This window comes from Paenibacillus sp. 7541, assembly GCF_002276395.1.
In the GTDB taxonomy this organism is placed as follows: Bacteria; Bacillota; Bacilli; order Paenibacillales; family Paenibacillaceae; genus Paenibacillus_AQ; species Paenibacillus_AQ campinasensis.
Window position 1 is genome coordinate 53,504 of the sequence record NZ_NQLZ01000039.1, and the last position, 18,978, is coordinate 72,481.

Annotated in this window: 28 protein-coding genes; 26 read left to right on the forward strand and 2 right to left on the reverse strand. The window is 49.8% G+C overall.

What is annotated here, in order from left to right; translation table 11 throughout:
* Nucleotides 1-18 precede the first annotated feature (18 nt).
* From rplF to CHH75_RS21410, 23 genes are all read left to right on the forward strand, one after another.
* Complete coding sequence (rplF, locus tag CHH75_RS21300) at nucleotides 19-561, forward strand: 50S ribosomal protein L6 (protein ID WP_095267548.1); 543 nt, start codon at nucleotides 19-21, stop codon at nucleotides 559-561.
* Nucleotides 562-673: 112 nt separating this feature from the next.
* Entirely contained in the window at nucleotides 674-1,042 is a 369-nt protein-coding gene (gene rplR / locus CHH75_RS21305) for a 50S ribosomal protein L18 (RefSeq protein ID WP_095267549.1), read from the forward strand.
* Between the two features lie 26 nt (nucleotides 1,043-1,068).
* Complete coding sequence (rpsE, locus tag CHH75_RS21310) at nucleotides 1,069-1,566, forward strand: 30S ribosomal protein S5 (RefSeq protein ID WP_095267550.1); 498 nt, start codon at nucleotides 1,069-1,071, stop codon at nucleotides 1,564-1,566.
* A 12-nt stretch (nucleotides 1,567-1,578) separates the two neighbouring features.
* Nucleotides 1,579-1,764 (forward strand): 50S ribosomal protein L30, encoded by a 186-nt coding sequence (gene rpmD / locus CHH75_RS21315; protein WP_007132553.1) that lies wholly within the window; start codon nucleotides 1,579-1,581, stop codon nucleotides 1,762-1,764.
* A 42-nt stretch (nucleotides 1,765-1,806) separates the two neighbouring features.
* Nucleotides 1,807-2,247: a 50S ribosomal protein L15 gene (gene rplO, locus CHH75_RS21320; RefSeq protein ID WP_095267551.1), complete on the forward strand. Its 441-nt coding sequence runs from the start codon at nucleotides 1,807-1,809 to the stop codon at nucleotides 2,245-2,247.
* Entirely contained in the window at nucleotides 2,247-3,545 is a 1,299-nt protein-coding gene (gene secY / locus CHH75_RS21325; protein ID WP_095267552.1) for a preprotein translocase subunit SecY, read from the forward strand. The genes rplO and secY overlap by 1 nt, the downstream gene beginning before the upstream one ends.
* Nucleotides 3,546-3,633: 88 nt before the next feature.
* Nucleotides 3,634-4,278: an adenylate kinase gene (locus CHH75_RS21330; RefSeq protein WP_095399119.1), complete on the forward strand. Its 645-nt coding sequence runs from the start codon at nucleotides 3,634-3,636 to the stop codon at nucleotides 4,276-4,278.
* 5 nt (nucleotides 4,279-4,283) lie between these two features.
* Nucleotides 4,284-5,036, forward strand: a complete 753-nt coding sequence (gene map, locus CHH75_RS21335) for a type I methionyl aminopeptidase (protein ID WP_095267554.1) — start codon at nucleotides 4,284-4,286, stop codon at nucleotides 5,034-5,036.
* A 10-nt stretch (nucleotides 5,037-5,046) separates the two neighbouring features.
* Nucleotides 5,047-5,352 (forward strand): KOW domain-containing RNA-binding protein, encoded by a 306-nt coding sequence (locus CHH75_RS21340; RefSeq protein ID WP_095267555.1) that lies wholly within the window; start codon nucleotides 5,047-5,049, stop codon nucleotides 5,350-5,352.
* Nucleotides 5,353-5,355: 3 nt separating this feature from the next.
* Entirely contained in the window at nucleotides 5,356-5,571 is a 216-nt protein-coding gene (infA, locus tag CHH75_RS21345; RefSeq protein WP_006212898.1) for a translation initiation factor IF-1, read from the forward strand.
* Between the two features lie 149 nt (nucleotides 5,572-5,720).
* Nucleotides 5,721-5,834, forward strand: coding sequence for a 50S ribosomal protein L36 (gene rpmJ / locus CHH75_RS21350; RefSeq protein WP_003333770.1), 114 nt, complete (start codon nucleotides 5,721-5,723; stop codon nucleotides 5,832-5,834).
* 21 nt (nucleotides 5,835-5,855) lie between these two features.
* The gene (gene rpsM / locus CHH75_RS21355) at nucleotides 5,856-6,224 is read left to right on the forward strand and encodes a 30S ribosomal protein S13 (RefSeq protein ID WP_095267556.1); all 369 of its coding nucleotides are present in this window, start codon (nucleotides 5,856-5,858) and stop codon (nucleotides 6,222-6,224) included.
* Nucleotides 6,225-6,243: 19 nt separating this feature from the next.
* Complete coding sequence (gene rpsK / locus CHH75_RS21360; protein WP_007132545.1) at nucleotides 6,244-6,639, forward strand: 30S ribosomal protein S11; 396 nt, start codon at nucleotides 6,244-6,246, stop codon at nucleotides 6,637-6,639.
* 135 nt (nucleotides 6,640-6,774) lie between these two features.
* A complete protein-coding gene (locus tag CHH75_RS21365; RefSeq protein WP_095267557.1) occupies nucleotides 6,775-7,719 on the forward strand; it encodes a DNA-directed RNA polymerase subunit alpha in 945 nt (314 codons plus the stop codon).
* 34 nt (nucleotides 7,720-7,753) lie between these two features.
* Entirely contained in the window at nucleotides 7,754-8,119 is a 366-nt protein-coding gene (rplQ, locus tag CHH75_RS21370; protein WP_095267558.1) for a 50S ribosomal protein L17, read from the forward strand.
* A 363-nt stretch (nucleotides 8,120-8,482) separates the two neighbouring features.
* A complete protein-coding gene (truA, locus tag CHH75_RS21375) occupies nucleotides 8,483-9,286 on the forward strand; it encodes a tRNA pseudouridine(38-40) synthase TruA (protein WP_095399120.1) in 804 nt (267 codons plus the stop codon).
* Between the two features lie 30 nt (nucleotides 9,287-9,316).
* Nucleotides 9,317-9,646: a TFIIB-type zinc ribbon-containing protein gene (locus CHH75_RS21380; RefSeq protein ID WP_095267560.1), complete on the forward strand. Its 330-nt coding sequence runs from the start codon at nucleotides 9,317-9,319 to the stop codon at nucleotides 9,644-9,646.
* A gap of 211 nt (nucleotides 9,647-9,857) precedes the next feature.
* Complete coding sequence (gene rplM / locus CHH75_RS21385) at nucleotides 9,858-10,295, forward strand: 50S ribosomal protein L13 (protein WP_095267561.1); 438 nt, start codon at nucleotides 9,858-9,860, stop codon at nucleotides 10,293-10,295.
* Between the two features lie 20 nt (nucleotides 10,296-10,315).
* A complete protein-coding gene (gene rpsI, locus CHH75_RS21390; RefSeq protein WP_095267562.1) occupies nucleotides 10,316-10,708 on the forward strand; it encodes a 30S ribosomal protein S9 in 393 nt (130 codons plus the stop codon).
* Between the two features lie 369 nt (nucleotides 10,709-11,077).
* On the forward strand, nucleotides 11,078-11,770 hold the full coding sequence (locus CHH75_RS21395; RefSeq protein ID WP_095267563.1) for a phosphoadenylyl-sulfate reductase: 693 nt from the start codon (nucleotides 11,078-11,080) through the stop codon (nucleotides 11,768-11,770).
* Nucleotides 11,771-11,834: 64 nt separating this feature from the next.
* Complete coding sequence (gene sat, locus CHH75_RS21400; protein ID WP_095267564.1) at nucleotides 11,835-13,004, forward strand: sulfate adenylyltransferase; 1,170 nt, start codon at nucleotides 11,835-11,837, stop codon at nucleotides 13,002-13,004.
* Nucleotides 13,005-13,072: 68 nt separating this feature from the next.
* Nucleotides 13,073-13,843, forward strand: coding sequence for an N-acetylmuramoyl-L-alanine amidase CwlD (cwlD, locus tag CHH75_RS21405; protein ID WP_095267565.1), 771 nt, complete (start codon nucleotides 13,073-13,075; stop codon nucleotides 13,841-13,843).
* A 60-nt stretch (nucleotides 13,844-13,903) separates the two neighbouring features.
* The gene (locus tag CHH75_RS21410; RefSeq protein ID WP_095267566.1) at nucleotides 13,904-15,010 is read left to right on the forward strand and encodes an Mrp/NBP35 family ATP-binding protein; all 1,107 of its coding nucleotides are present in this window, start codon (nucleotides 13,904-13,906) and stop codon (nucleotides 15,008-15,010) included.
* A gap of 227 nt (nucleotides 15,011-15,237) precedes the next feature.
* Here CHH75_RS21410 and gerD read toward each other — a convergent pair whose 3' ends face one another.
* Entirely contained in the window at nucleotides 15,238-15,969 is a 732-nt protein-coding gene (gerD, locus tag CHH75_RS21415; RefSeq protein ID WP_095399121.1) for a spore germination lipoprotein GerD, read from the reverse strand.
* 125 nt (nucleotides 15,970-16,094) lie between these two features.
* On the opposite strand from gerD, the gene CHH75_RS21420 reads away from it, so the two are divergent.
* On the forward strand, nucleotides 16,095-16,688 hold the full coding sequence (locus CHH75_RS21420; RefSeq protein WP_095267568.1) for a KinB-signaling pathway activation protein: 594 nt from the start codon (nucleotides 16,095-16,097) through the stop codon (nucleotides 16,686-16,688).
* Nucleotides 16,689-16,733: 45 nt separating this feature from the next.
* On the opposite strand, the gene pdaB is transcribed toward CHH75_RS21420, so the two are convergent.
* Nucleotides 16,734-17,537 carry a polysaccharide deacetylase family sporulation protein PdaB gene (pdaB, locus tag CHH75_RS21425; protein ID WP_095267569.1) on the reverse strand — a complete coding sequence of 268 codons (804 nt, stop codon included), beginning with the start codon at nucleotides 17,535-17,537 and terminating at the stop codon, nucleotides 16,734-16,736.
* 94 nt (nucleotides 17,538-17,631) lie between these two features.
* Here pdaB and CHH75_RS21430 point away from each other — a divergent pair, with 94 nt between their 5' ends.
* Both CHH75_RS21430 and CHH75_RS21435 read left to right on the forward strand, forming a co-directional pair.
* Nucleotides 17,632-18,243, forward strand: a complete 612-nt coding sequence (locus CHH75_RS21430; RefSeq protein ID WP_095267570.1) for a stage II sporulation protein M — start codon at nucleotides 17,632-17,634, stop codon at nucleotides 18,241-18,243.
* Nucleotides 18,244-18,515: 272 nt separating this feature from the next.
* Entirely contained in the window at nucleotides 18,516-18,746 is a 231-nt protein-coding gene (locus tag CHH75_RS21435) for a hypothetical protein (RefSeq protein WP_095267571.1), read from the forward strand.
* Nucleotides 18,747-18,978: the final 232 nt, after the last annotated feature.

Sequence of the window (18,978 nt, forward strand, 5' to 3'; positions counted from 1 at the left end):
GATAGGAGGTGTAACTGTATGTCCCGTATTGGTCGTAAACCAATTGCAATCCCAAGCGGTGTAGATGTTACATTGGATAACAATGTCATCACGGTGAAAGGACCGAAAGGAACCCTGACTCGTGTACTGCATAAAGATATGCAAATTACTGTAGAAAATAACGAAATTAATGTTGTGCGTCCATCCGACAACAAAATGCATCGTTCTCTTCACGGCACAACCCGCAGCGTTGTCTCGAATATGGTTAGCGGTGTAACAGAAGGCTTCTCGAAGAACCTTGAACTGGTTGGCGTCGGATACCGTGCCAGCAAGTCCGGAGACAAAATCGTACTGAACGTGGGTTACTCCCACCCAGTAGAAATTGCACCGGAAGCCGGCATCGAGTTCGAAGTAGCTGGAAACACCAAAATTACAGTTAAAGGTATCGATAAAGAGCGTGTAGGTGCATACGCTGCTAAGATCCGTTCTGTACGTGAGCCTGAGCCTTACAAAGGCAAAGGGATCAAATACGAAGGCGAACGCATTATCCGTAAGGAAGGTAAAGCCGGTAAGAAGAAATAAGCTGCTTGACGCTTCGGTTATCCGATGGCTGGTTAAGCAATTTCTTCTTACTTACCCCATGCGTCTAAAAGTGAAGCTGTCATGGCAAAACTGAAGGGAGTGAAAGGGAAGCATGATCACGAAACAAGACAAGAACAAAGCGCGCTTGAAAAGACACCTTCGTGTCCGTAAGAAAATTCAAGGCACGGCTGAGCGTCCTCGTCTGAACGTATTCCGTTCTTCGAAGCACATCTACGCTCAACTGATCGATGATGTAGCTGGCGTAACATTGGCATCGGCTTCTACGCTTGATAAAGAATTGAGCGGTGACATTCAAAACGGCGGTAACGTTGAGTCCGCACGCAAAGTCGGAGCTCTTGTAGCTAAACGCGCTACGGAAAAAGGCTATAAGTCGGTTGTATTCGACCGCGGTGGATACTTGTACCATGGACGTATTCAAGCACTGGCAGAGGCTGCTCGTGAAGAAGGCCTTGAATTCTAACTTATTTACAAAAGGAGGTAAACGACTTGCGTATAGATCCTAACACTTTGGAACTGACTGAAAGAGTAGTAAACATTAACCGCGTCGCTAAGGTTGTTAAAGGCGGACGCCGCTTCAGCTTTAGCGCACTGGTAGTTGTCGGTGACGGTAAAGGTTGGGTAGGAGCAGGTATCGGTAAAGCAGGCGAAGTACCGGATGCCATCCGCAAAGGTATTGAGGATGCTAAGAAAAACCTGATCCATGTTCCACTCGTTGGAACCACCATTCCTCACCTTGTACAAGGTCACTTCGGAGCAGGTAAAGTATTGCTTAAACCAGCTTCTGAAGGTACCGGGGTTATCGCTGGCGGACCGGTTCGTGCCGTGCTCGAGCTGGCTGGCGTAGGCGACATTTTGACAAAATCTCTAGGTTCTTCGAACTCCATGAACATGGTCAATGCGACTTTGGAAGGGTTGTCCCGCCTGAAGCGTGCTGAAGATGTTGCCAAGCTTCGCGGCAAATCCGTCGAAGAGCTGTTGGGTTAAGGAGGGAATCTCATGGCTAAACTTGAAATCACCCTCGTGCGCAGCGTGATTGGACGTCCAGAGGATCAGCGTGCAACTGTGAAAACACTTGGACTTCGTAAAATCAACCATTCCGTGGTTCAAAACGACAATCCTGCGATTCGCGGAATGATCAAGAAAGTAAATCACCTGGTTTCTGTTAAAGAAATCGAAGGTTAATCCCGGGTGCTTCCCGGATACATTAAGGAGGTGCAACGAACGATGAAGTTACATGAGCTGAGCCCAGCGGCTGGTTCCCGCAAAGAGCGCAAACGCGTTGGTCGCGGTACGAGCAGCGGCACGGGTAAAACATCAGGTCGAGGTCATAAAGGACAAAACGCTCGTTCCGGCGGTGGTGTACGTCCAGGCTTCGAAGGCGGACAGAACCCGTTGTATCGTCGTCTTCCGAAGCGCGGTTTCGTAAACCCTACACGGAAAGAGTACGCGATTGTGAACATCGAAGAGCTTAACAGCTTTGCAGCAGGTACTGAAGTGACTCCAGAAGTTTTGGTCGAAAACGGTATTGTGAAAAATACGAAGAGCGGCATCAAAATTCTTGGCAATGGCGAAGTTACCGTTTCATTGACTGTAAAAGCTAATAAGTTTTCTCAATCTGCGGTAGAGAAGATCGAGGCTGCCGGCGGTAAAACCGAGGTGATCTAATGTTTAAGACCCTGCAAAATATATGGCGTGTCGAGGACCTTCGCAAACGGATCCTGTTCACCCTGTTCGTACTGATTATTTTCCGTATCGGATCGTTTGTACCGGTTCCAGGTGTCAATAAAGACGTCTTTACTCAGGCGAATCAGGCAGGAAATGAATTGTTTGGTCTACTCAACACGTTCTCGGGGGGCGCGCTATCGCAGTTTTCGATCTTCGCCCTTTCGATATTCCCATATATTACAGCGTCCATTATCGTGCAGCTATTGTCGATGGACGTCATTCCGAAGTTCGCGGAGTGGAACAAACAAGGGGAACATGGTAAAAAGCAGTTGGCTCAGATTACTCGTTATGGTACGGTATTACTGGGTCTCATCCAGGCCTTCGCGTTGTCCATCGGGTTTAACCGGATGTACGGCATGGATATGGTGCCAGGAGCAACCTTTATTGATTTCGTTGTGATCGCGATCGTGCTTACCGCGGGTACTGCGTTCTTGATGTGGCTCGGTGAGCAGATTACGGAACGTGGAATTGGTAACGGGATTTCGATTATTATCTTTGCCGGTATCGCAGCTGGAATTCCAATGCATATCCGCACACTGGTCGAGTCGAACTTCATTCAGGATAATCAAGTCTTCCTGAACTCGCTGAAGGCGATCATTATCCTTCTCATTCTGATTCTGATCATTGCCGGTGTTGTATTCATCCAGCAAGGGATCCGCAAGATCCCGGTACAATACGCGAAGCGTGTTGTGGGCAACAAGATGTATGGCGGGCAGAATACACATATTCCGCTCAAAATTAATGCTGCAGGCGTTATTCCGGTCATCTTCGCCATGTCCTTGCTTCAGTTCCCGGTGATCTTGGCGAGCTTCTGGGCACATATGGCTTGGGCCAGATGGGTTGATGCCAACCTGGCATATGACAGCCCACTCGGAATGGTGCTTTATGTTCTTATGATCATTGGTTTCACGTTCTTCTATACATTCGTACAGATGAACCCGAACCAAATGGCCGAGAACATGAAGAAGAACGGCGGCTACATCCCGGGCATTCGCCCAGGTAAAGCTACTGAGAAGTATCTGACTCGGGTAATGACCCGCTTGACAATGACAGGAGCATTGTTCCTGGCTGTAATCTCCGTGATGCCGGTATTCTTCGGCGCTCTTGCCGGGCTTCCGCGTACGGTACAAATCGGCGGTACCTCCTTGCTGATCGTAGTCGGTGTTGCACTGGATACGATGAAGCAAATCGAGAGCCAGCTGATCAAGCGTCATTACAAAGGGTTTATCAATAAATAGGCGATAGGTTCCGGCGAGTAGGTTTACTGCTTCCCGGCGCCTATTGTGTTGTTCTTGCTTGTCAAGCAAGGGGAGGGAGTGACGTAAGGTGAACATCTTATTCATGGGTCCTCCTGGGGCAGGAAAAGGAACACAAGCAGAGCATATCGTGAATGAATTCGGCATTCCGCATATTTCAACAGGCGATGCTTTTCGTCTGGCGATCAAGCAAGGAACTCCTGTTGGAATCAAGGCGAAGGAATATATCGATCAAGGCCTGCTGGTACCTGATGATGTGACAATCGGAATCGTGGAAGAAAGATTGCAGCAGTCCGATTGCGAAAAAGGTTTCTTATTGGATGGTTTTCCAAGAACCCTTTCGCAAGCGGAAGCGCTGGATGAAATTCTGGCACGCCTGAGCACTCAGCTTGACCATGTCATCAACCTGAAAGTGGATCGGGATAAGCTTATGGCTCGACTCACAGGTCGTCGGATTTGTAAGCAATGCGGCTCGACCTATCATGTGATCTTTAATCCTCCCAAACAGGAAGGCATTTGTGATAAATGCGGCGGTGAATTGTATCAGCGCTCCGACGATAACGAAGAGAGCGTAGGCATTCGCTTGGACGAATATATCAACAAAACAGCACCACTCCTCACGTTTTATGAGAATAAAGGTCTTTTGCGTCAAATCGATGGCGATCAGGAAATCGACGCGGTTTCCGCACAAATTGCGTCTATACTGAGAGGTTAAGGAACATGATCATTTGTAAATCCGAAACGGAACTGGGCTTGATGAGAGAGGCAGGGCGAATTGTGGCGGAATGCCACAAACTTCTCGCTGCTCACGTGGAACCGGGCATTACGACCGGGGAGCTGGACCAGCTGGCCGACAAGTTCATTCGAAGCCAAGGCGCTGTGCCATCTTTCAAAGGCTATAACGGATTTCCTTACAGCATTTGCGCATCAGTTAATGAAGAATTGGTGCATGGATTTCCAAGCAAACGCAAATTGATCGAAGGCGATATCGTCACGTTTGATATCGGTGCGCAGTACGAGGGTTACCACGGTGACTCAGCATGGACCTACCCAGTAGGCCGCATTTCCGAAGAAGCCCAGCGTTTGCTGGACGTCACGGAAGGCTCGCTCTATGCGGGACTCGCGCTAGTCAAACCGGATGTCCGCTTGTTTACGATCTCTCATGCCATCCAGCGTTATATCGAGGACGCAGGTTTATCTGTTGTCCGGGAGTATGTAGGCCATGGCGTGGGCACTGATCTGCATGAGGATCCGCAAATTCCGAACTATGGCATTCCAGATCGCGGACCAAGACTCAAACCGGGCATGGTGCTCGCAATTGAACCGATGGTCAATGCCGGTAAACGGCATGTCAAGACGCTGGAGGACAATTGGACGGTAGTCACGGTTGACGGCTCGCTGTGTGCTCACTTTGAGCATACGGTAGCAGTAACCCAGGACGGCATGGAAATCCTGACGAAGCTGCCGGAATAAGGTGATGGACTTGAATAAGGAAATCACACTGGAAATCGGCCAGATCGTCAAAGCGCTGAAAGGCAGAGATGCTGGACAGTATGCCGTTATCGTCGGGATTGAAGACAGCAGGTTCGTATGGATTGCGGACGGGGACAAACGGAAGTTTGACCAGGCCAAGAAGAAGAACATTCTTCATCTGGAACCCCAATCCTTCATAAGCAGTGAAGTAGTGAACAGTTTGCAAGAAAGCGGAAGGGTCACAAACGGAAAGCTGCGGTTCGCCGTTGCGAAGTTTATGGCCGAACAATCCAAGGCAAATCAGAAAGGAGACTAATCTGTGGCTAAAGAAGATGTCATTGAAGTCGAAGGAACGGTTATTGAGCCGTTGCCGAATGCTACGTTTAAAGTCGAGCTGGAGAATGGTCATCAAATTCTTGCTCACGTTTCCGGAAAGCTGCGGATGCACTTTATCCGCATCCTCACAGGAGACAAAGTGGTTGTTCAACTATCACCGTACGATTTGACCAAAGGTCGCATTACGTACCGTAAATAGATGACGTTCCCCCGGGGAACAAGGAAAGCTGCCAGCGGTTTTACTGAAGTAAAACACAGCAGCGGTTACGAACGGTTTTGTTTTGGCAAAACTAAAGTCTAGTTTCGAAGCTGGTTTTACAAACGTAAAACTTGGAGGAGGTAATTAACATGAAGGTAAGACCTTCTGTAAAGCCTATTTGCGAAAAATGCAAAGTCATTCGCCGCAAAGGGAATGTAATGGTTATCTGTGAAAATCCGAAGCACAAACAAAAACAAGGTTAATAGAAGGGGGTGTAGCGTAAAATGGCTCGTATAGCTGGTGTGGATTTGCCACGTGACAAACGCGTTGAGATCGCCTTGACTTACATTTTCGGAATCGGTAAAACGACTTCCCAAAAAGTACTGAAAGAAACAGGCATCAATCCTGATACTCGTGTCCGTGACTTGACGGAAGATGAAGTTAGCAAATTGCGTGAAACGATCGACGGAAGCGTTAAGGTAGAAGGTGACCTTCGTCGTGAAATTTCCTTGAATATTAAACGTCTGACCGAGATTGGCTGCTACCGCGGTATTCGTCATCGTCGTGGCTTGCCTGTTCGTGGACAACGTACTAAAACCAATGCTCGTACACGTAAAGGTCCTCGTCGTACCGTAGCGAACAAGAAGAAGTAAGAAAGGGGGATAATAGACAATGGCTAAACCAAAAAAAGTCGTACGTACTAAACGTCGTGACCGCAAAAATATCGAAAGTGGCGTAGCTCATATCCGTTCTACGTTCAACAATACGATCGTAACGATTACGGATCCTCACGGAAACGCGATTTCTTGGGCAAGCTCCGGCGGCCTTGGATTCAAAGGCTCCCGTAAGTCGACCCCGTTCGCTGCGCAAATGGCTGCTGAAACAGCTGCCAAAGCGGCTATGGAACACGGTATGAAATCGGTGGAAGTTATGGTTAAAGGTCCTGGCGCTGGTCGTGAAGCAGCAATCCGCTCTTTGCAAGCAGCTGGTCTTGAAGTTAACCTGATTAAAGACGTTACACCAATTCCACATAACGGATGCCGCCCACCAAAACGTCGTCGCGTATAATGAAGTCATCCTTGTTAATGTGGTATAAATCCGGTGCAATCTGCTAATAATGGTTGTTTAGGCATACTACTACATGGATTACTGGATAAGATGACAGTTTCATATAGGAGCGACGTTTGAAGGAGGGGTACTTGCGTGATTGAAATCGAAAAGCCGAAAATTGAGACCGTTGATGTCAATGAAGAAGGAACCTATGGAAAATTCGTAGTAGAACCGCTTGAGCGCGGATACGGCACGACGCTGGGGAATTCACTTCGCCGCATTCTGCTGTCCTCGCTCCCGGGCGCAGCGGTCACATCGATTCAAATCGATGGGGTGCTGCATGAGTTTTCCACGATTCCGGGTGTCATGGAAGACGTGACCGAAATCATTCTGAACCTGAAGGCTTTGTCGCTGAAGATTCATTCCGACGAAGAAAAAGTGTTCGAGATTGATGCGGAAGGTGAAGGGGTAGTCACTGCGGGTGATATTCGCGCAGACAGTGATGTGGAGATTCTTAATCCGGACCTGCACATTGCGACGCTCGGCCCTGGCGCAAGACTTCATATGCGTATTTTTGCTAATCGCGGTCGTGGCTATGTCCAGGCGGATCGGAACAAACGCGATGACCAGCCTATCGGCGTCATTCCCGTCGATTCGATCTATACTCCGATTAGCCGTGTGAATTACGGCGTGGAAAATACGCGTGTTGGTCAAGTGACCAACTACGACAAATTGACGCTTGAAATTTGGACGGATGGAAGCATTCGCCCGGAAGAGGCGGTTAGCCTCGGCGCGAAGATCCTGACTGAGCATCTGTTCCTGTTCGTCGGCTTGACCGATGAAGCGAAGGATGCTGAGATCATGGTCGAGAAGGAAGAAGACAAGAAGGAAAAAGTGCTTGAAATGACAATCGAGGAGCTGGATCTCTCCGTTCGTTCCTACAACTGTCTCAAGCGTGCTGGTATCAATACGGTACAAGAGCTGACCACGAAAACAGAAGAGGATATGATGAAGGTTCGTAACTTGGGCCGCAAATCCTTGGAAGAGGTTCAAGAGAAGCTCGAGGAACTTGGATTGGGACTCCGTTCGGAGGATTAAGTTCTAAGATAGGCTAGCAAAGGAGGGAATACACATGGCATACCAAAAGTTGGGCCGCGATTCCAGTGCACGTAAAGCATTGTTCCGTGACCTGGTAACGGACCTGTTCTTATACGAGCGTATTCAAACGACAGAAGCCAAGGCGAAAGAAGTTCGTTCGATCGCTGAAAAACTGATCACTCAAGCGAAGAAGGGTGATCTGCACGCTCGTCGTCAAGTGGCAGCATTCGTGCGCCGCGAAACGGTAGACGGTGAACAGGATGCAATCCAAAAACTGTTCTCCGATATCGCACCTCGTTACGCTGAGCGTCCAGGCGGATACACTCGTATCCTGAAACTGGGTCCTCGTCGGGGCGATGCAGCTCCAATGGTTTATTTGGAACTGGTTGACCGCGCGTAATTTGATTTAGGTTATGAAGTGACTGAAGTTATATATGCCCGGCTCTGCTCTCATTTATTCTGTATCAGATAATACGGGTGGAGCCTATGATCGGGAAGTGGTGCGAGATACAGTCGTTCATTCTGGTTCGACTCATCTCGGCTACCCCATGGGCATTCATAACGGGGACCTTCTAGTCATGCGGCTGACTCGAAGGGTTCGGCTGACATGATGAAAAGGAGCTCCTTTGGGGCTCTTTTTTGACATTTAGAGCGGTTTATGTTCCGGATCTAATGCAAGTGCCTGCATAGGCTTAGACGTGAGACAGCACCCTGCGAATGTGGGGCTGCTTAGTGAGTGGATGAATGGGTTCAGGAGGACAGCATGCGCAATCTTCTGATGAAGGTCAGCTATGACGGAACCGATTATAACGGGTTTCAGACGCAGCCAGGTGGCCATACGATCCAGGACTATCTGGAGGAAGCGATCCTCGCCTTATCGGGAGAGCAGGTGAAAATCACCGCTTCTGGCCGTACCGATGCCGGAGTTCATGCGCGGGGCCAAATCTTTAACTTCTATACCTCCTCGCAAATTCCTGTGGAGCGCTGGTGCGTTGCCTTGAATTCCAGGCTGCCGGAGGATATTGTCGTGACCGAGGCGATGGAGGTGCCGCTGGATTTCCATTCCCGGCGGGAGGCCAAGCGCAAAACGTATCGGTATACGATTAATGCCAACCAATTTCCGGATCTGTTCGGACGCCGTTATCAGCTTCATCACCCCGGATCGCTTGATATTGAGGCGATGAGCGCGGGGCTGCGGCATCTGATCGGCACGCATGATTTCACATCATTTGCATCCCGAAAATCAACCAAACCGTCGCATGTCCGGACGATTTACGATGCGTGGATCGAAACGGATACATCCATGTGCCGGTCAGGCACAAGGGATCAAGGCCTTATCCATACGTATGTGAGCGGTAGCGGTTTTTTGCAACATATGGTACGGATTATTATGGGGACGCTGATTACCGTCGGGGAAGGCAAGCTGAAGCCCGATGAGATGAAACGGATTCTGGAAGCCCGGAATCGCGCGGCAGCAGGCCCTACAGCAATGGGAAAGGGCTTGATGCTGTGGAGTGTGGAGTATGATATTACGGATGGTGTGAAGCCCGATCTTTGGAATACGTAACACGTACACAATAAGAGGAGGTATATTCTGATGAAATGTCCGGTATGTGATGATGTTCGTATGCGGGAGGTCGAGAAGAACGGTGTTCTGATCGATGTTTGCCCGGAGTGCAAAGGGGTCTGGCTCGACCGCGGAGAGCTCGAGAAGCTGATGAGCGAGATTCGCGAGGTTCGGCCGGCCTTTAACGAATGGTATGAGCGGCAAGATGATCGTGGATATGATCGACGTGATGAAGAGTACAGACGTCCATATCCTGACAAGGATTCGGAATATGACCGCCGGTATCCCCCACACGATAAGGGCTATCGGAAGAAGAAGAAAAAATCGGTCCTCGACGTTTTTGGCGACCTGTTTGACTGATTTCCGTTGCCTTTAAAAAGCCAAATAACGCTTGCTATTTATGGGCGGTTCCTGTATTATATAAGTTGTGTTTTCTTAGAGGCTCTCCCACAGCCCCGGCTAAGAAAACCGTCAACAATGATCCATCAACAAACAATGCTTTACACATGAACGCAGATAAATTAACGAATATTTGAACCGATTTTCGGATGAATACAAGGAGGAACTAAACATGCGTACCACCTATATGGCGAAGCCTAATGAAGTTGAGCGCAAATGGTACATCGTTGATGCCGAAGGCAAAACGCTTGGCCGTTTGGCAAGTGAAGTTGCGGCTCTGATCCGCGGCAAGCATAAGCCACAATTTACTCCACATGTCGATACTGGAGACTTCGTAATTGTTATCAATTCCGAGAAGATCCACTTGACTGGTAAGAAACTGGCTAATAAAAAATACTATCGTCACTCCCTCCATCCGGGTGGATTGAAGGTTACTGTTGCTCAGGACCTGATCGCGAAATACCCTGAGCGCGTTATTGAGAGTGCCGTACACGGAATGCTTCCTAAAACCCGCATGGGCGAGAAGATGAAACTCAGATTGAAAGCATACGCTGGCACAGCACATCCACACGAAGCACAAAAACCAGAAGTTTACGAACTTCGCGGCTAATTAAAAAGGAGGACAGTTTCATGGCACAAGTACAATACTATGGGACAGGTCGTCGTAAGCACTCGGTAGCACGTGTACGCCTCGTACCGGGTGAAGGACGCATCGTCATTAATAAACGTGAAATCGATGAATATTTCGGCTTGGAAACACTTAAGCTGATCGTTAAGCAACCACTTAACCTGACTGAAACACTGGGCAAATACGATGTACTCGTAATCGCTCACGGAGGCGGTATCTCCGGACAAGCGGGCGCAATCCGTCACGGTATCTCCCGTGCGCTGCTGAAAGCAGACCCAGAGCTTCGCGGTTCCCTGAAAAGAGCCGGCTTCCTGACTCGCGACCCTCGTATGAAAGAGCGTAAGAAATACGGTCTTAAAGCAGCTCGTCGCGCACCTCAGTTCTCGAAGCGTTAATATTCTTATATGCAACACAACCAGCCCTTGGCCTTTGGCCAGGGGCTTTTGTTATGCTTCTCATCAGAAGATGTTACCAGTCTGTTTAAGAAGCGGTCACTTGTTGCTGATACTTAAATAACTACTCCTTCGTTGCTCATCCGCTGGTTTTTCGGGAAATCCCGGAATGCCGGCGTTTTTTTGTATTGACGGAAGGATCGGCATGAACATTTCATGGGCGTTTGAAATACGATAATAGGGAGCAGAAATCCAGGCAGAAGCAGGGGAAATGGCCGTTGGGTGGTTGACAATTATTAGGATTGTTTTATACTGTACTTAATTCATATTATTTCAGTAGGGTTTTAAGGTTTAATCGGGAGGCATGCGATTATGAATTTACTTGAGAAAGAAGACTTGATTAAGGTCAAATCCGAGGAGCTCGAGCACGCGAGTGCAGAGGAAGTGATAGCGTATGCTGTTGAAACCTTCCCTAATATTACGTTTGCTTGCAGCTTCGGGGCAGAAGATGTGGTTATCGTTGATATGATCCAGAAGATTAGCCCCCAGACGGACATTTTCTATCTGGATACCGATTTTCACTTCAAGGAAACGTATGAAACGAGAGACCGTATGGTTGAGCGCTACGGGCTGGAATTCGTGCGGGTATCTCCGAAACTGACACCGGAGGAACAAGCAACCCAGTATGGCGATGAATTGTGGAAAACCAATCCGAACCAATGCTGCAACATTCGCAAGGTCGAGCCGTTGACCCGTATTTTGACGCAGTATGAGGCATGGATTACCGGGATCCGGAGAGATCAGGCACCGACACGGGCCAATGCGAAGAAGATTGAGTACGACACCAAGTTTGGTCTCGTCAAGTTCAATCCGATTGCGGATTGGACCAGCGAGGATGTATGGAATTACATCCGCGAGAACAATGTCATCTATAATCCGCTCCATGACCAGAACTACCCGAGCATTGGCTGCGAGTATTGCACAAGACAGGTCATGCCTGGTGAAGACCCACGTGCGGGACGCTGGGCAGGTCATGAGAAGACCGAATGCGGACTTCATAAATAAAACACGGAATTTGAAATCATAACGATTGCTGATTGCATGAGGCAGCATTGGAGGAGGAATACGCATGACAGCCATACGCCCTCACGGCGGCACGCTGGTACAGCGGGTTGCACAAGGAGAAGAGCGTGAGAAGCTTTTGAAATCGGTCGAGTCGCTTCGGAAAATCCGGGTGAACAGCTGGACCATCTCGGATCTGGATCTGATCGGGGTTGGCGCTTTTTCACCGCTCCAGGGCTTCTTGAATGAAGAGGACTATCATTCAGTTGTGAAGTCGATGCGCCTTGCCGATGGCACGGTATGGAGCATTCCGATTACGCTCGCTGTGGAGGACGAGACCGCCGCCCAGCTTCGCGTAGGCGAGACAGCTGCGCTGGTCGGAGAGAACGACGGCGTTGTGTACGGTGTCATCGATATTGAAAGCATTTATCAGGTTAATCAAGCCGAAGAAGCCGTCCATGTCTTTAAGACCGACGATCTGGAGCATCCGGGTGTAAAAAAGCTGTTTGACCGTCCTGCTACTTATGTGGGAGGCCCGATTCAGGTGCTGCAACGTCCACAGCCTGAGCGCTTTGGCGAGTTTTACTTCGACCCTGCGCAGACGCGCGAGATATTCCAGGCGAAAGGCTGGAAGTCCGTCGTTGGCTTTCAGACCCGCAACCCGGTTCACCGGGCGCATGAATATATTCAGAAAAGCGCGATGGAGATTGTGGATGCTCTGTTCCTGAATCCGCTCGTCGGGGAGACCAAGTCGGATGACGTTCCCGCAGATGTGCGTATGAAGAGCTATTTGACGCTGCTGGACAATTATTACCCTGAAGATCGCACCTTCCTCGGCGTATTTCCTGCTGCCATGCGTTATGCTGGACCGAGAGAAGCGATTTTCCATGCCATCGTCCGCAAGAACTATGGCTGCACCCATTTTATCGTCGGCCGTGATCATGCCGGTGTCGGCGATTATTACGGAACCTATGAGGCTCAGGAGATTTTCAAGAACTTCACGGCAGAGGAAATCGGAATTACCCCGCTCTTTTTCGAGCACAGCTTTTTCTGCAAAAAATGTGGCAACATGGCTTCCAGCAAAACATGCCCTCATTCCAAAGAGGATCATCTGACACTGTCCGGAACGAAGGTTCGGGGCTTGCTTCGCGAAGGTGTATGTCCGCCGCCGGAATTTACCCGGCCTGAAGTGGCTCAGGTGCTGATCGAAGGCATGAAAGAACAGATTGGCGTATAAGAGGTCATAATTGTCCGCCTTGTCCCATATCATGGAGTAGAACACTCATGGGACGAGGTGGTTTTTTTATGTCCAGGCGGCGAACAGACAAGGTGACATTGTGGATATCCTGGAAACAGATGAAGCGGATGCTGATGGGAGCGGGATTGCTGGCGCTGCTTATTGCCGTGCTATCCTATGAGGTTCCTACAGCCCGGACCTCGCAGACATGGAGTCTGCCGCTCGCAGGCAAAGTCATTGCGCTGGATGCCGGTCACGGCGGGCCTGATGGCGGGGCGGTCAGCCGCCAGGGTGTGATCGAGAAGGACGTCAATCTGGCGATTACGCTGTATCTTCGCGATTACTTGCAGCAGGCGGGAGCGGTGGTGGTCATGACTCGGGAAGGGGACTATGACCTGGCAGCTGAAAGCACGAAAGGATACTCCAGAAGGAAGACAGAGGACCTGATGCAGCGTGTCCGCAAGATCGAAGATGCCAAAGCGGATCTGTTTATCAGCGTTCATCTGAACAGCATGCCGTCGAACCGCTGGAGAGGGGCACAAACCTTCTATCCGCAAGGCAATGTGCAAAGCCAGAACCTTGCGGAGCTGATCCAGGCCGAGATTCGGCACAATCTGGAGAACACCAATCGACTGGCGAAAACAGAAAATACAGTCTACTTGCTTAAAGCGCTCCGCATTCCTTCGGCGCTTGTAGAGGTCGGTTTTCTCTCTCATCCCGAGGAGTCGGAGCTGCTGCGCGATGAGAAATATCAGCGGAAAGTAGCGGCTTCCATCTATAACGGGATTCTCCGATATTCTTCCGGAGAGCAGGCTGAGTCGGCAAATGCGGTAGAGTAGTGGTATAATGTAAACGAAACCAAAGTTGCAATGACCATTACATAAACCGAGGTGCATATCATGCTGACTAGAGAACAGGTGCAGGAGATTCTTCAGCCTCTAACCGATCCGGAGACCGGGCAGAGCCTGATGGGACTTCAGCGTATTCGTGATATCGTCGTGAAAGAGCGCACTGTAAGATTGTCGGTAACTTACAGCAGCGAGGATATGAAGGCATCACTGGAAGCGCAAATCCGTGAGCTGCTCCAAGCGATGGGGGCGGAACATATTCATATCCGGATGCGGCCGCTGGATCAGACAGGGGTTGCGGAGGCGTCGAACGGAGCTAAGGAGCCTTCGGATCAGGAGAAGCTGACCAAGGGCCATGCCGCCGGCATGGTGAATAACAAGCTCCTGAGCGAGCAGTCCGGGGTTCATTTTATCGCGATTGCCAGCGGCAAGGGCGGCGTCGGCAAATCCACCGTAGCCGTCAATCTTGCAGTGGCACTGGCACGTCAGGGCAAGCGGGTCGGACTTATCGATGCGGATATTTATGGCTTCAGCGTGCCGGATATGATGGGCATCGAAGAGGGGCCTTCCGTTTGGGATGATGGCATCATAATGCCGGTGGAGCGTTTTGGCGTGAAAGTAATGTCTATGGGCTTTTTTATCCGGGAGAACAGCCCGGTAATATGGCGCGGTCCGATGCTTGGCAAAATGCTGCGGCAGTTCTTCGACGATGTTGGTTGGGGAGAGCTGGATTACATGCTGCTTGATCTGCCGCCTGGGACCGGAGACATCGCGCTGGATGTTCACCAGATGATTCCGCAGAGCAAGGAGATTATCGTGACAACGCCGCATGCGACAGCTGCGTTCGTAGCTGCCCGGGCCGGTGCGATGGCCATTCAGACGGAGCATGAGATTCTGGGTGTTATCGAGAATATGGCTTACTATCCTTGCCCGCATTGCGGGGAGAAGGAATATGTGTTTGGCCGCGGTGGCGGCGGCAAGCTGGCGGAGACACTGCATACCGAGCTGCTGGCCCAGCTGCCTCTCGGAGCGCCTGACAACCATCCTGCAGAGCCGGATTTCTCTCCATCGGTATATAAAGCCGAGACGGAGTGTGCGGGAATCTACGACGAGGTTGCTGTCAAGATAGCAGCCAAGTGCGAAGGAACAGCCGTTTAACCGGTCGCCCGCCTTCCTAATATCGCGTTGCACATAAGAGTGCGAGTCAGGGATGAGATCCGCTGACCCGCACTTTTTTTGCATACCATGCATTTGTCGTTACGTGTTATCATTACATGCCCGGGGGCAGAAGCACTGCAAGGTAGTGAATCCGATTGGAAAAGGGGGATGAACTAGCTCATCCTGTGGTGCGCTGTGATAGCGCGTGGGGACTGTGCTGCAGAGGCTTAGGATCCGCCATCCTGCTGCTGTCCGCCGTCTTCGCCGTTACCACCTTCGCCGCTTTCACCGTTTTCTTGCCCGCCTTGACCGCCGCCCTGACCTTGGCCGCCTTGATCCGGCTCTTTCTTCTCCACTTTAGGCTGCAGTTCGTCTCGGACCACCGCTTTCAGCAGCTCTAATACTTCCATGCGGAAGAGCGGGTTTTGCATCGTTTCCTGCATGATGGTCATGGACTGCTTGCGGTAATCCGGCGTGTTGGTCAGCTCCAGAAATGACTTCATCACTTCCGGCGACTTCATAATTTGCTCAATCGATTTCTGGTATGTCGGATCCTTGATCAGCTCCATGTGGAGCTGTTTGCTTTGGGTGTTGATCGCTTTGGCAAAATCACCGGCAAATTTCGGATCGGTCATAATTTTCTCGATTTCCTTCTTGTACTCTTCAGATACGAGCGTATCCTTCACGGCCAGCCGAATTTGTTCTCCCGACTGGGCACTGATCATTCGCATGCTCATGGATCCGCCGCCGGCAGAACCACCAGTTCCTCCCCCGCTGCCACCCGACAGCGCGTCCTCGACGGCTTTCCTTCCTTCATCCGTCTTGAGTATATCGACGACCATCGACTTGATTTCTTTATATCCCATCTGGGGGGAAGAGCTTTGTTCCGCGCCGCAAGCGCTCAGCAGCAGGGCAGCTCCCGTGAAGAGTATGCATATACGGAATAATGGCCACCTCATTCCCGTTGTCCTCCTTTTATGCGGTTGTACGGATAGTATGTTGATTGTTATGAGGAAATATGTCGAGGATGGCATGGTTTTTTATTGTGAACGTTGGTAAAATAATGATTTGTGGGGGTGTCGTATTGAGTTTACGTAAATGGTCGAAACTATTTTTTAAAACATTGCTCGTAGGAGCGATCGGAGCCGTCATCGCTGGGCTCATCCTGCAGCTCTTCAACGGCGGGATCCAGTTTAAGAGCACGGTTGATATCTTGATATATCCGTCGATTTTGCTAGGGTATGGAGCTCTGGTGAGCGTGTATTCACAGATGGGCTTTTTTGCTTACCTGACACTCAATTATATGGGGACAGGTATCTTCCGGAGAAGGACTTGGCAGTACATACAGGTTGTGCTGGCGACATTAGCGCTGTTCGAACTGGTGTTCTTCCGCACCTTTGTTGGCGGGCAGAGCAGTTTGCAGTCCGATCTGATCCTCGGCATCGCGATTCTGCTTGTAGCTATTGTTGTGGCTTATTTCAAGGTGAAGAGCACGAATGCATCCGCGTGGATTCCAACCATCTTCTTCATGGTGGCTGTAACGATCGTGGAGATCATCGGCGTGCTGGGGATCGGTGTGCAGAATGCCACCATTTTTATTATCATTCCGCTGCTGGTATGTAATGCGTACCAGATCCTGACGCTGCACAAAGTAACCCAAGACGAAAAAAAGAGCTAAACGCTTAGCTCTTTTTTTGTTAATGGATGATGCTGTGGCGGGGGGTTACATGCCAACGGCATCATCGATGCCTTTTTGAATGGTAGCCTGGTCGCGCACTTCATTGCCCTTTGCGCTGCTCTGCTCCAGCAGGTCGGTGACCGTCACGAATTCATACCCTTGCTTACGCAGCTCCTCAATAATGAGCGGGAGTGCTTCGTGGGTCTGCTTGACGGAATCACTGGCATGCATCAGCACGATATCGCCGGGATGCGCTTTGGAGACGACCCGGTGGACGATTTTGTCGACGCCGATATTTTTCCAGTCACGGGAATCGGTGTCCCACTGAATCACTTTGTAGTTGAGGCTTTCTGCAATACTGAGCACCCTTTTGTCAAAATCGCCGTTCGGAAGTCGAATCAATCGAGGTTCTTGTCCGGTAACTGAGGTTAATATTTGATGGGCCGTCGAGATTTGTTTCCGGATTTCCTCATCGGTCATCGCGCTGTAATTGTCATGCTTGTATCCGTGGCTTCCGATTTCATATCCGCTTTCCTTGATTGCGTTCACGATATCGGGATGGGTTTTGCTCCAGGGCGCGGACAGGAAAAAGGTCGCCTTCTCGACACCGTTGTCCTTCAGTACCTGCAGAATCGGTTCTGCGCGCTTTTCGCCCCAGCTGATGTCAAATGTGAGGGCAATTTGCTTTTTGTCCGTAGTTACGCTGTAAATAGCCGACGGCGTGCTTTCAGAGAACACCGATATGTTGTCACTTTCGACATAGATGACTCCGATGGCGAACACAGCAGCGGCAATAACAAAGAAGAATCGCTTGATTTTTTTGCCGTTGAATACATAAAAAGAATTCATAATACGAGCGCCCCTCTCCCTTCGGTAAGCTAGTGCTTGTTTACTTTCAGGATATGCTCGTACTTGTGAGTTATACCAATTAAGGAGGTAACGGATGTTTCGTTTTAGTGCTTTTCTCAGAGATGTCAGTTCGATTCGAAAGGCTGTCATTCTGTCAACCGTCTTGTTTACGCTAGGGATTATTGCAGGCTGGACCTCGGAAGGCTTTGAGGATCTGCTGATCAGTCAGCTGCAAGGATTGAGCGAGATCAGCCAGCAGCTGCAAGTTTCGGAGACGCCGGAGCTGAGCTTTTTTGTGTTTATTTTTCTGAACAATAGCATCAAAAGCGTCATTGTGATGTTTTCCGGGCTGCTGTTCGGCCTGCTGCCGATCGTGTTCCTCGTGATTAATGGAATGGTCATCGGTTTTCTGCTGAAAATTGTGCAGGCAAGCGGGGAAAGCCTGTTTAATCTTGTGGTCAAAGGGCTGCTTCCACACGGCATCATTGAAATCCCGGTGATTATTATCGCTTGCGCCTATGGGCTGGCGCTTGGTGGGTTGGTGCTGCGCAGCATCTTTAAGGGAGCTTCACAAGCTGGGAGAGGGATCGGCCAGGAATGGCGTTCATTCTGGCGCAAGCTGGGGACAGCATCTCTATGGGTGGTCGTTCTGCTGTTTGTCGCCGCTATTATCGAAAGTACAATTACGTACTGGCTGATGTCATAAATTTGGTGAAAAGTGTGCATACCTAATAAAGCGCCTGGCTCGAATCATGCCTCGGAAGATCAAGGCGGGGAGAGCCGGGCTTTTTTTACAAATCCATGTGAACTGCTGCAAATCGAGGTTTAAAGAACCGGCTCATCCGGTTAAACACCTTACATATAGGACATGGCTCTATGCTGCAAGCTTTCCGCCTAGAGTGAGCGTCCGCTATGAAACCGTTCGAAGCGACAGTGAGCATACTTGATTTTCGCTAATTATACTAAGGAGGTTCTACCATGCTGGGAATGCTGTTTAACGAAAAGGAATGCAAAGAACTCGATTATGTGCTGAGGAAAGAGCTTGATGAAATGCTCCTTGACTTGAGTGATGGACGGCTGGACCACAATATTCGGCAGGCGATTGCCAACCGGTATAAGACCGTCTTCCGGATGTATGCACGATTCGCTCCTCAAAAAGAACTCTCCAAATATGCGCGTAACGGCAAGTTTCCGCAAATCAAACATTAAAACCTTAGAAAAACACCTCGAAATATAAAAAAGAGTGTTGACTATCCTCGTTTGAATGTGGTAAATTAAGTTTCGCTTCCTTAACGAAAGCTGATGCCGCCAACCGGCGGCAGAGATGATTTTTAAAAGAGAATGAAAAAAACTTTTAAAAAAAGTCTTGCAAAGTAACCAGGAAGTGTGATATATTATAAAAGTCGCCGCTGAGAGATGCGATGACGAAAAAGCAAGATGA

What these genes read in the sequence shown, in the direction of transcription:
- truA (WP_095399120.1), top strand. Translation starts at nt 8,483, where the DNA reads ATGCGCAATCTTCTGATGAAGGTCAGCTATGACGGAACCGATTATAAC.
- CHH75_RS21410 (WP_095267566.1), top strand. Translation starts at nt 13,904, where the DNA reads ATGCTGACTAGAGAACAGGTGCAGGAGATTCTTCAGCCTCTAACCGAT.
- rplM (WP_095267561.1), top strand. Translation starts at nt 9,858, where the DNA reads ATGCGTACCACCTATATGGCGAAGCCTAATGAAGTTGAGCGCAAATGG.
- CHH75_RS21435 (WP_095267571.1), top strand. Translation starts at nt 18,516, where the DNA reads ATGCTGGGAATGCTGTTTAACGAAAAGGAATGCAAAGAACTCGATTAT.
- rplR (WP_095267549.1), top strand. Translation starts at nt 674, where the DNA reads ATGATCACGAAACAAGACAAGAACAAAGCGCGCTTGAAAAGACACCTT.
- map (WP_095267554.1), top strand. Translation starts at nt 4,284, where the DNA reads ATGATCATTTGTAAATCCGAAACGGAACTGGGCTTGATGAGAGAGGCA.
- rplF (WP_095267548.1), top strand. Translation starts at nt 19, where the DNA reads ATGTCCCGTATTGGTCGTAAACCAATTGCAATCCCAAGCGGTGTAGAT.
- rpsM (WP_095267556.1), top strand. Translation starts at nt 5,856, where the DNA reads ATGGCTCGTATAGCTGGTGTGGATTTGCCACGTGACAAACGCGTTGAG.
- sat (WP_095267564.1), top strand. Translation starts at nt 11,835, where the DNA reads ATGACAGCCATACGCCCTCACGGCGGCACGCTGGTACAGCGGGTTGCA.
- rpmJ (WP_003333770.1), top strand. Translation starts at nt 5,721, where the DNA reads ATGAAGGTAAGACCTTCTGTAAAGCCTATTTGCGAAAAATGCAAAGTC.
- rplO (WP_095267551.1), top strand. Translation starts at nt 1,807, where the DNA reads ATGAAGTTACATGAGCTGAGCCCAGCGGCTGGTTCCCGCAAAGAGCGC.
- cwlD (WP_095267565.1), top strand. Translation starts at nt 13,073, where the DNA reads ATGTCCAGGCGGCGAACAGACAAGGTGACATTGTGGATATCCTGGAAA.
- rplQ (WP_095267558.1), top strand. Translation starts at nt 7,754, where the DNA reads ATGGCATACCAAAAGTTGGGCCGCGATTCCAGTGCACGTAAAGCATTG.
- rpmD (WP_007132553.1), top strand. Translation starts at nt 1,579, where the DNA reads ATGGCTAAACTTGAAATCACCCTCGTGCGCAGCGTGATTGGACGTCCA.
- pdaB (WP_095267569.1), bottom strand. Translation starts at nt 17,537, where the DNA reads ATGAATTCTTTTTATGTATTCAACGGCAAAAAAATCAAGCGATTCTTC.
- CHH75_RS21395 (WP_095267563.1), top strand. Translation starts at nt 11,078, where the DNA reads ATGAATTTACTTGAGAAAGAAGACTTGATTAAGGTCAAATCCGAGGAG.
- rpsK (WP_007132545.1), top strand. Translation starts at nt 6,244, where the DNA reads ATGGCTAAACCAAAAAAAGTCGTACGTACTAAACGTCGTGACCGCAAA.
- rpsI (WP_095267562.1), top strand. Translation starts at nt 10,316, where the DNA reads ATGGCACAAGTACAATACTATGGGACAGGTCGTCGTAAGCACTCGGTA.
- secY (WP_095267552.1), top strand. Translation starts at nt 2,247, where the DNA reads ATGTTTAAGACCCTGCAAAATATATGGCGTGTCGAGGACCTTCGCAAA.
- CHH75_RS21430 (WP_095267570.1), top strand. Translation starts at nt 17,632, where the DNA reads ATGTTTCGTTTTAGTGCTTTTCTCAGAGATGTCAGTTCGATTCGAAAG.
- CHH75_RS21380 (WP_095267560.1), top strand. Translation starts at nt 9,317, where the DNA reads ATGAAATGTCCGGTATGTGATGATGTTCGTATGCGGGAGGTCGAGAAG.
- gerD (WP_095399121.1), bottom strand. Translation starts at nt 15,969, where the DNA reads ATGAGGTGGCCATTATTCCGTATATGCATACTCTTCACGGGAGCTGCC.